Annotated in this window: 9 protein-coding genes; 6 read left to right on the top strand and 3 right to left on the bottom strand. The window is 76.7% G+C overall.

Going from position 1 to position 8,735, the window contains the following annotated elements:
* A partial coding sequence (locus tag GTR02_RS16870; RefSeq protein WP_166608655.1) for a protein kinase domain-containing protein occupies nt 1-1,184 on the bottom strand: 1,184 nt, incomplete at its 3' end.
* A 113-nt stretch (nt 1,185-1,297) separates the two neighbouring features.
* On the opposite strand from GTR02_RS16870, the gene GTR02_RS16865 reads away from it, so the two are divergent.
* The 3 genes from GTR02_RS16865 to lipB are packed head-to-tail and all read left to right on the top strand — an operon-like array spanning nt 1,298 to nt 4,036.
* Nucleotides 1,298-2,605: an FAD-dependent oxidoreductase gene (locus GTR02_RS16865; protein ID WP_166608654.1), complete on the top strand. Its 1,308-nt coding sequence runs from the start codon at nt 1,298-1,300 to the stop codon at nt 2,603-2,605.
* On the top strand, nt 2,602-3,345 hold the full coding sequence (locus GTR02_RS16860) for a Type 1 glutamine amidotransferase-like domain-containing protein (RefSeq protein ID WP_166608653.1): 744 nt from the start codon (nt 2,602-2,604) through the stop codon (nt 3,343-3,345). Before GTR02_RS16865 ends, GTR02_RS16860 begins: the two co-directional genes overlap by 4 nt.
* 22 nt (nt 3,346-3,367) lie before the next feature.
* The gene (gene lipB, locus GTR02_RS16855) at nt 3,368-4,036 is read left to right on the top strand and encodes a lipoyl(octanoyl) transferase LipB (RefSeq protein WP_166608652.1); all 669 of its coding nucleotides are present in this window, start codon (nt 3,368-3,370) and stop codon (nt 4,034-4,036) included.
* A gap of 9 nt (nt 4,037-4,045) precedes the next feature.
* Here the strand turns inward: lipB and GTR02_RS16850 are convergent, their stop codons facing one another.
* A complete protein-coding gene (locus GTR02_RS16850) occupies nt 4,046-4,969 on the bottom strand; it encodes an LLM class F420-dependent oxidoreductase (RefSeq protein WP_166608651.1) in 924 nt (307 codons plus the stop codon).
* Nucleotides 4,970-5,029: 60 nt separating this feature from the next.
* Between GTR02_RS16850 and GTR02_RS16845 the strand changes: the two genes are divergently transcribed.
* The 3 genes from GTR02_RS16845 to GTR02_RS16835 all read left to right on the top strand — a co-directional run bounded on the left by GTR02_RS16845 (nt 5,030) and on the right by GTR02_RS16835 (nt 8,325).
* A complete protein-coding gene (locus GTR02_RS16845) occupies nt 5,030-6,433 on the top strand; it encodes a serine hydrolase domain-containing protein (protein WP_166608650.1) in 1,404 nt (467 codons plus the stop codon).
* A 73-nt stretch (nt 6,434-6,506) separates the two neighbouring features.
* Entirely contained in the window at nt 6,507-7,511 is a 1,005-nt protein-coding gene (gene lipA / locus GTR02_RS16840; RefSeq protein ID WP_166608649.1) for a lipoyl synthase, read from the top strand.
* Nucleotides 7,512-7,581: 70 nt separating this feature from the next.
* On the top strand, nt 7,582-8,325 hold the full coding sequence (locus GTR02_RS16835) for a DUF4191 domain-containing protein (protein WP_166608648.1): 744 nt from the start codon (nt 7,582-7,584) through the stop codon (nt 8,323-8,325).
* 40 nt (nt 8,326-8,365) lie between these two features.
* Here GTR02_RS16835 and GTR02_RS16830 read toward each other — a convergent pair.
* Nucleotides 8,366-8,735: RDD family protein (locus GTR02_RS16830; protein ID WP_166608647.1), on the bottom strand; the 370-nt coding region annotated here is incomplete at its 5' end.

Below are 8,735 nucleotides of genomic sequence, written 5' to 3'. Positions count from 1 at the left end.
CGGTCCAGCCCCGCCCGGTCCAGGTCCACTGGGGCCGCAGGGGCCTCGTCCCCCGCCGCAGGGTTCCCGCCGTCGGGGCCCCCGCCGTCGGGGCGACCGCCGTCCCGCACCCCGGTCCGCGGCCCCGGCAGCGGCGTGTTCACGCGGTGGGCCGCGAGCCCGTCGACGGGACCGGCCGAGGGCGGCCCGGCCGGCAGGCGCAGCGGCCGCGGGCGTGCACAGGCGGCCGCCGCCTCGGCGAGCTCCCCCGGCGTCGGGCGGCGCGACGGCTTGGCGTGCAGACCCCGGCGCAGCACGGCCAGCAGGTCCTGCGACGTGCCGGGCGGCAGCTCGGCGCCCTTCGGACGACCCGGCCCGCGCCGTCCCGCGGGTGGCGGGGCACCGGTCAGGGCGCACCAGCACACCGCGGCGAGGCCGTAGACGTCGCCGGCCGCCCCGGACCCGCCCGTGAGGGCGGCCGGGTCGCTGAAGCCCGGAGTGCCCAGCACGCTGCCCGGCCGCCGGCCCAGCGCCCGCGCGACCCCGAGGTCGGCCAGCAGGGGCCCGCCCCGCGCGTCGAGCAGCACGTTGCCCGGGCTCAGGTCGCCGTGCACGACGCCCGCGGCGTGCAGCTCCTCGAGCGCGGGCCCGAGGGCCGTGAGCAGGCCCACGACCTCGGCCGCGCCCAGGCGCCGGCGGCTGCGGAGCAGGCCGGCGAGGCTGCCGCCCGCCGCGAGGTCGAGCACGAGGACGGGGCGGCCCTGCGCGTCGCGGGAGATGTCGTGCACGGCCACCAGCCGCGGGTGGCGCACGCGCCGCAGCAGCGACAGCTCGCGCAGGAGCTCGGTGCCGCCGGCCAGCGCGGTGTCCGGGTGCAGCACCTTCAGCGCCCGCCGCTGCCCGTCGGGCCCGGTGCCCGCCCACACCGACCCGCTGCCGCCCGACCCGAGCTCCTCGCCGACCTCGTAGCCGTCGACGACGGGCCGCCGGGGACCCAGCTCCGCGGCGAGCAGCAGCGCGCGGGCACCGCCGCCCGCGAGGTGCACGACCCCCGGCGCCCCGGACGCGGCCACCGGCGCCGCGGTGGACGCCACGGAGGAGGACGTCGGCTCCCCCGCGTGCCGGCCCCCCGACCCGGCGGGCGCGCCGCGGTCACCGAGGCCGGTCGCGTCGGCGTCGTCGTCGAACCAGCTGTCGAGGCTCACGGGAGCAGCCAAGCGCACCGCGGCCCGCGCCCGCGGGCGTCGTCCACAGGCGTGATCACGACCACTCCCGCTCCGGGCGGGCCCGCCCGTGCCCGCCTGGGTAGGCTCCCAGCGTGATCGACAGTGCCGCAGCGTCCCTGCCCACGTCCGCCGACGTCGTCGTGGTGGGAGCCGGAGTCGCGGGTCTCGCCTGCGCCAAGCACCTCGCGGCCGTCGGGGTCGACGTGGTCGTCGTCGAGGCCGCCGACGGCGTCGGCGGGCGGGTGCGCAGCGACGTCGTGGGCGGCTTCCGCGTCGACCGCGGCTTCCAGCTGCTGAACCCCGGCTACCCCGAGGTCACCAAGGTCCTCGACGTCCCCGCCCTGCAGCTGCAGACCTTCGACGCGGGGGTGGCCGTCGCCCGGGGCGGGGTCGTCTCGGCGGTGCGGGACCCGCGCCGGCACCCGGCGGGCGTGCTCGGGGCGCTGCGCTTCCCCCTCGGCACCCTCGGTGAGAAGGCCGCCCTGGTCCGGTGGGCGCTCGCGTCGGCGTCGGCGGCCGACCTGCGCCGCGAGGACGGCACGTGGGCCGAGGCGCTCGACGAGGCGGACGTGCGGGGCGAGCTGCGCCACAGCGTGGTCGAGCCGTTCCTGGCCGGCGTCCTGGGCGAGGCGGCGGGCACGACGTCGCGCCGGTTCGTCGACCTTCTGGTGCGCACGTTCCTGCGCGGCACCCCCGGGCTGCCCGCGGCCGGCATGCAGGCCGTCCCCGACCAGCTGGCCGCAGCCCTGCCCGCGGGCAGCGTGGTGACCGGGGTCGAGGTCGCGCACGTCGGGCACGGGCCGCGCTCGCTGGTCGTGGAGACGCCGCAGGGCGGGCTCAGCACCTCGGCCGTCGTCGTCGCGACGGGCGGGGAGGCCGCCGCGCACCTGACCGGCCTGCCCGAGCCCGGGGCGCACGACCTCGGCACCTTCTGGTTCGCGGCGGACTCCTCGCCGGCGCCGGGCAGCCGCGAGAAGCTGCTGCACCTGGACGGCGACCGCACGGGACCCGTCGTGAACTCGGCGGTGGTCTCGGCCGTGGCGCCCGGCTACGTCCTCGCGGCGGCGGACCACCGCGCGCTGGTCTCCGCTCAGGTGCTGGGCGCCGACGTCGGCCCCGACGTCGAGGCCGCCGTGCGCACGCAGCTCGCGCGGATCTACGGCGTCGACACGCGGCCGTGGGCGCTCGTGGCGGCGCACTCGATCCGCCGGGCGCTGCCCGTCGTGGCCCCGCCCTTCGAGGGCGCGCAGCCCGTCGACCTGGGCGAGGGCATCGTCGTCGCGGGCGACCACCGGGAGAACGCGTCGCTGCAGGGGGCGCTCGTCTCGGGCCGCCGCGCCGCCGACGCCGTGCTCACGGGGCTGGGCTACGGCCGCCGGCCCGCGGTGCTCACGGCGTGAGCGCGGCGCAGCCCACCGTGCTGGCCACCTCGGGGGGCTGGCGGTGGGGGCCGCGCGGGCGCGACTGGGCCCCCCTGGCGCACCACGCGGTCACGCTGGCCCGCGTGCCCACGGGCCGTCGGCCCCGCGTCTGCCACCTCGGCACCGCGATGGGCGACCAGCTCTCCGCGACCGCGGACGTCTACGCCGCCGGGGCCCGCGCCGGCTTCGAGACGAGCGTGCTGGACCTGTTCCCCATGCCGTCGGTGGACGACGTCACGGCCCACCTCCTCGCGCAGGACGTGGTCTGGGTGAACGGCGGCTCGGTCGTCAACCTCCTCGCGGTCTGGCGGGCCCACCGCCTCGACGAGGCGCTGCGCACCGCGTGGCAGTCGGGCGTCGTGCTCGCGGGCGTGAGCGCCGGGTCGATCTGCTGGTACCGGGGCGGGCCGACGGACTCCTACGGCCCGACGCTGCGGCCGGTCACCGACGCGCTCGGCTTCCTGCCCTACGGCAACGGCGTGCACTACGACAGCGAGGCCCAGCGCCGCCCGCTCGTGCACGCCATGGTCGCCGACGCGACCCTCGGCGAGACGCACTGCACCGACGACGGCGTGGGCATGGTCTACGCCGGGACCGACCTCGTCGAGGCGGTCGGCGAGATCGCCGGCCGGGGCGCCTACGTGGTGCGCCGCAACGCGTCCGGGACCGGCGTGACGGAGACGCGGATCGAGCCGCGGCTGCTGCCCGGCAGCCGCTGACCCCCGACGTAGGGTGACGCGCGTGACGACGAGCGTCGAGGTCCGGGTGCAGCGCGTCGGCCTCGGTGCGGACCTCGTGGACTACCGCGAGGCGTGGGCGCTGCAGCGCCGGCTGCAGGACGAGGTCGCGGCGGGCGAGCGCGGCGACACGGTCCTGCTCCTCGAGCACTCCCCCGTCTACACGGCCGGCCGGCGCACGAACTCCTGGGAGCGGCCCGTCGACGGCACCCCCGTCGTCGACGTCGACCGCGGGGGCCGCATCACGTGGCACGGCCCCGGTCAGCTCGTCGGCTACCCGATCGTCCGGCTGCGCAGCGGCCTCGACGTCGTCGGCTACGTCCGCCGCCTCGAGCAGCTGCTGCTGGACGTCGCGGCCCGCTTCGGCGTCACGGGCCACCGCGTCCCCGACCGCACGGGCGTCTGGGTGGCGTGCGCGGAGCCGGCGGTGCCCGGCGGCCCGGCCGAGCGCAAGGTCGCCGCCATCGGGGTCCGGGTCGCCCGGAGCGTGACCATGCACGGGTTCGCGCTCAACTGCGACACCGACCTGCGGGGCTTCGGCACGATCGTCCCCTGCGGGCTCACCGACGCCGGCGTCACCTCGCTGACCGCCGAGGCCGGCCGCCCCGTGGGCGTCCTGGACGCCGCGGCCGTCGTCGAGGAGCTGCTGCCGGCGGCGGACCTGCCCGGCTGACGGTTCCCCTCAGAGCTGCGGCGCGACCTCGGCGGCGACCAGCTCGACGTGGTCGAGGTCGGCGAGGTCCATGACCTGCAGGTAGAAGCGCTCGACGCCGATGGCGCGGTAGGCCTGGATCTTCTCGACCACCTCGCCGGGCGTGCCCGTGAGGCCGTTCTGGCGCAGCTCGTCGACCTCGCGGCCGATCGCCGCGGCCCGGCGCGCGACCTCGGCGTCGTCGCGGCCCACGCAGACGACGAGCGCCGTCGAGAACACCATCGTCGCCGGGTCGCGGTCGATGTCCCGGCAGGCCTGCGTGACCCGCTCGACGAGCTCCTGCGTCTCCGCGACGGGCTTGAAGGCCCCGTTGAACTCGCCCGCGTACCGGGCCGCGAGCGCCGGGGTCCGCTTCCTGCCGCCCCCGCCGATGATGAGCGGCACGGGCGACTGGACGGGCTTCGGCAGGGCCGGGGAGCCGGCCAGCTGGTAGTGCGTGCCCGCGAAGTCGAACGTCTCGCCGACCGGCGTGGACCACAGGCCCGTGAGGACCTGCAGCTGCTCCTCGAAGCGGTCGAAGCGCTCCCCCAGCGGCGGGAAGGGGATCCCGTAGGCCGCGTGCTCCTCGGCGTACCAGCCCGTGCCCAGCCCGAGGTCGACGCGGCCGCCGGACATCTCGTCGACCTGCGCGACCTGGATGGCGAGGACGCCCGGGTGCCGGAAGGTCGCGGAGGTGACGAGCGTGCCGAGCCGCACCCGGGAGGTGTCGCGCGCGAGCGCCGCCAGGGTCGTCCACGCGTCGGTCGGCCCGGGCAGACCGGTGCCCCCCATGGTCAGGTAGTGGTCGGAGCGGAAGAACCCCGCGTAGCCGGCGTCCTCGGCCGCGACCGCGACGCGGCGCAGGTCCTCGTAGGTCGCGCCCTGCTGGGGCTCGGTGAAGATGCGCAGATCCATGCCCGGATCCTCGCGGACGCCGCCGCCGGGCGCTCAGCCGGGTCTGGAAGGGTCGAGCGCATGAGCGAGACGCTGCCCGACGACACCCGCGGTCCGACCCCGCCCGCGTGCCTGCCCTCGACCGCCCGCGCGCTGGACGCGCTGCTCGCGCGGGCGCAGTCGTCGTCGCGGCTGCCGTCGGTGGTGGCCGGGATCGTCCGCGACGGCGCCCTGGTGTGGTCCGGTGCCCGCGGCCGGGTGGACGGGGCCCCGCCGCAGCCGGCGACGCAGTACCGCATCGGCAGCATCACCAAGACGTTCGTCGCCGCGGGGGTCCTCCGGGCCGTCGAGGACGACCTGGTGGGTCTGGACGACCGCGTCGACGACCACCTGCCCGAGCTGGGCGACTCGATCGGCCACCTCACGGTCGGGCAGCTGCTGGGGCAGGCGTCGGGCCTGCAGGCCGAGACCGACGGCCCCTGGTGGGAGCGCACGGCGGGCGGGGACTTCCCGCAGCTGGCGACGACGCTCACGCCGGCCTCCCAGCGGCACCGGGCGGGTGTCCGGTTCCACTACTCCAACGTCGGCTACGGCGTCCTCGGCGAGCTGCTGGGCCGGTTGCGCGGCTCGACGTGGCACGACGTCGTGGCGCAGCAGTTCCTCGGGCCCCTCGGCATGACGCGCACGACGCTGCGGCCCGACGGCCCGCACGCCCCGGGGTTCGCGGTGCACCCGTGGGCCGACGCGGTGCTGCCCGAACCGGAGCACGACGGCGGGGCGATGGCGCCCGCGGGGCAGCTCTGGTCCACCGTCGCCGACCTGGGCCGCTGGGCCCAGGTCGTCGCGGGGCGCACCGACGTGCTGCGGCGCGGCACGGTCGAGGCCATGCGCGAGCCCCAGGCCGTGGACGACACGCGCGGGGCGGCGTGGTCGGCGGGCTACGGGCTCGGACTGCAGCTGTGGAACGAGGACGGCCGGCGCTTCGCGGGGCACTCCGGGTCGATGCCGGGCTTCGTCGCGATGCTGCGCGTCGACGTCGAGACCTCCGACGCCGTCGTCGCGATGACCAACTCCACGACGGGCTTCGGCGACCTGCCGCGGCGGCTGCTGGCGGCCTTCGCCGAGGCGGAGCCCGCGATCGCGCCGGAGTGGGTGCCGCGCGAGGTGCCCGCCGACGTGCTCGAGCTCGTCGGGCCCTGGTACTGGGGACCGACGCCCCTGGTGGTGCGGGCCACGGCGGGCGGGCTGGAGCTCTCGGGGCTCGGCGGGCGGGCCCGCGGGTCGCGCTTCGTGCGCGCGGACGGTGGCTGGCGGGGCCTCGACGAGTACTACGCGGGCGAGCCCCTGACGGTGGTGCGCGCGGGCGACGGCTCCGTGAGCCACCTCGACCTCGCGAGCTTCCGCCTGACCCGCACCCCCTACGACCCCGAGGGCGACGTGCCCGGCGGCGTGCACCCCGCGGGGTGGGGCCCGGCGGGGCGCTGAGGACCGGGAGCTGACGTTCGGGGCGGTGACGACCGGGACGGTGACGACCGGGGCGGGGACGTACGCTGGCGCCGTGACTCTGGCACCCGAGGGACGGCGCATGCTGCGGATCGAGGCGCGCAACGCCGAGACCCCGATCGAGCGCAAGCCGTCGTGGATCCGCACGAAGGCCCGCACGGGCCCGGACTACACCGAGCTCAAGGGCCTGGTGAAGTCCGGCGGACTGCACACGGTCTGCGAGGAGGCGGGCTGCCCCAACATCTACGAGTGCTGGGAGGACCGCGAGGCCACCTTCCTCATCGGCGGCTCCGAGTGCACGCGGCGCTGCGACTTCTGCCAGATCGACACGGGCAGGCCGCAGCCGCTGGACCGCGACGAGCCCCGGCGCGTGGCCGAGAGCATCCGCACCATGGGCCTGCGCTACGCGACGATCACGGGCGTCGCGCGCGACGACCTGACCGACGGTGGGGCGTGGCTGTACGCCGAGACGATCCGCCAGGTGCACGCGCTGAACGAGGGCACGGGCGTGGAGATCCTCGTGCCGGACTTCAACGGGAAGCCGGAACTGCTGCAGCAGGTCTTCGACGCCGCACCGGAGGTGTTCGCGCACAACGTCGAGACGGTGCCGCGCATCTTCAAGTCCATCCGCCCGGCGTTCCGCTACGACCGCTCCCTCGACGTCATCACGCAGGGTCGCGCCGCCGGCCTGGTCACGAAGTCCAACCTCATCCTCGGCATGGGCGAGACCGACGAGGAGGTCGTCGCGGCGCTGCGCGACCTGCACGACGCGGGCTGCGACATTATCACGATCACCCAGTACCTGCGGCCCACCCCGCGCCACCACCCCGTCGCGCGCTGGGTCAAGCCCGAGGCGTTCGTGGAGCTGTCGCAGGAGGCCGAGCGCATCGGCTTCCTGGGCGTCATGTCGGGGCCGCTCGTGCGCTCCTCCTACCGCGCCGGGCGCCTGTGGGCGCAGGCCACCAAGCGCCGCGGCGGCACGATCCCGGAGCAGCTCGCGCACCTCGACCGCGACACCCCCGCCGCGCAGGAGGCGTCCAGCCTGCTCAGCCGCCGCTGAGCCACCCGGCCGGCCCCCTCGCCCGTCCGCGCGGCGGGGGGCGGGGCGTCGCGGCCGTATCCTGTGCGCCATGGCACGCAGTCCCCGCGATCCGTCCCCGGCGTCGAAGCCGAAGCTGACCAAGGCGAAGAAGCCCCGCAAGCAGGGGCGGCTCCGGCAGCTCAAGGCCGTCTACGACATGACGGTCAAGGTCGACCCGGTGACCAAGTGGTGGATGCTGCTGGCCGTCGGCGCGCCGCTGGCCGTGGCGATCGTCATCGGCATCGCGACCGACCACTGGATCTACTTCCCGCTGCTCGGGCTGATGATCGGCGTCCTCGCCGGCATGTTCGTCCTGGCGCGCCGGGCGGAGCGCGCGGCCTACCTCAACATCGCGGGGCAGAAGGGCGCGGCCGGGGCGGCGCTGAACTCGATCCGCCGCGGCTGGACGATCGAGCAGGAGCCCGTGGCCATCGACCCGCGCTCGCAGGACATGGTGTTCCGCGCGGTCGGGCGCCCCGGCATCGTCCTCGTCGGCGACGGCCCGCCGCAGCGCGTCAAGAAGCTGCTGGAGGCCGAGCGCCGCAAGGTCGCCCGCATCGCCCCCAACGTGCCCGTGCACGTCATGGTCGTCGGCGACGGGAGCAGCGAGGGCGAGGTGCCCCTGGCCAAGGTCGCCGGCCGCGTGCAGCGCCTGAAGCCCGTGCTGACCAAGAGCGAGGTCGGGGCCGTCCTCAAGCGCCTCAAGGCGCTCGGCGGTCTGCGCCCGCCCGTGCCGCAGGGCATCGACCCGATGCGCGCGCGCCCCGACCGCAAGGCCATGCGCGGGCGCTGAGCGCCCGGCGGGCCGGCCCCGACGACGGGGGCGAGAGTCCTCAGCGGCGCACGACGACCGTCTGCGCGCCCTTGTCGTGCAGGCCGCGGCGGTCGGCGTCGGTGACGACGGCCGGGATGACCAGGCACAGCAGCAGCGCGCGGAACAGCCCGCGCAGCAGCCCCACGGGGCGAGGGGCGTCCAGGCGGCGCACGACGACGCCCACGACGAAGTGGCCGAGCGTGAAGCCGATCGTGGACACGAGGAGCACGTGCATGAGGGCGAAGACCGCGAGCGGGCCGAACTGGGCGCCCAGGGCGTCGTTGACGAAGGCGCGCGCGATGAGCGAGGCGACGAGCCAGTCGACGAGGAGGCCGAGGAAGCGGCGGCCCCAGCCCGCGACCGAGCCGCGGCCGGCCGCGGCTCGGTCG

The organism is Kineococcus siccus, from assembly GCF_009906795.1.
GTDB classification, from domain to species: Bacteria; Actinomycetota; Actinomycetes; order Actinomycetales; family Kineococcaceae; genus Kineococcus; species Kineococcus siccus.
Note: the sequence above shows the minus strand (reverse complement) of the source record. Positions and strands in the feature narration are given on the sequence as shown.

What these genes read in the sequence shown, in the direction of transcription:
- GTR02_RS16850 (WP_166608651.1), bottom strand. Translation starts at nt 4,969, where the DNA reads ATGGATCTGCGCATCTTCACCGAGCCCCAGCAGGGCGCGACCTACGAG.
- GTR02_RS16835 (WP_166608648.1), top strand. Translation starts at nt 7,582, where the DNA reads ATGGCACGCAGTCCCCGCGATCCGTCCCCGGCGTCGAAGCCGAAGCTG.
- GTR02_RS16845 (WP_166608650.1), top strand. Translation starts at nt 5,030, where the DNA reads ATGAGCGAGACGCTGCCCGACGACACCCGCGGTCCGACCCCGCCCGCG.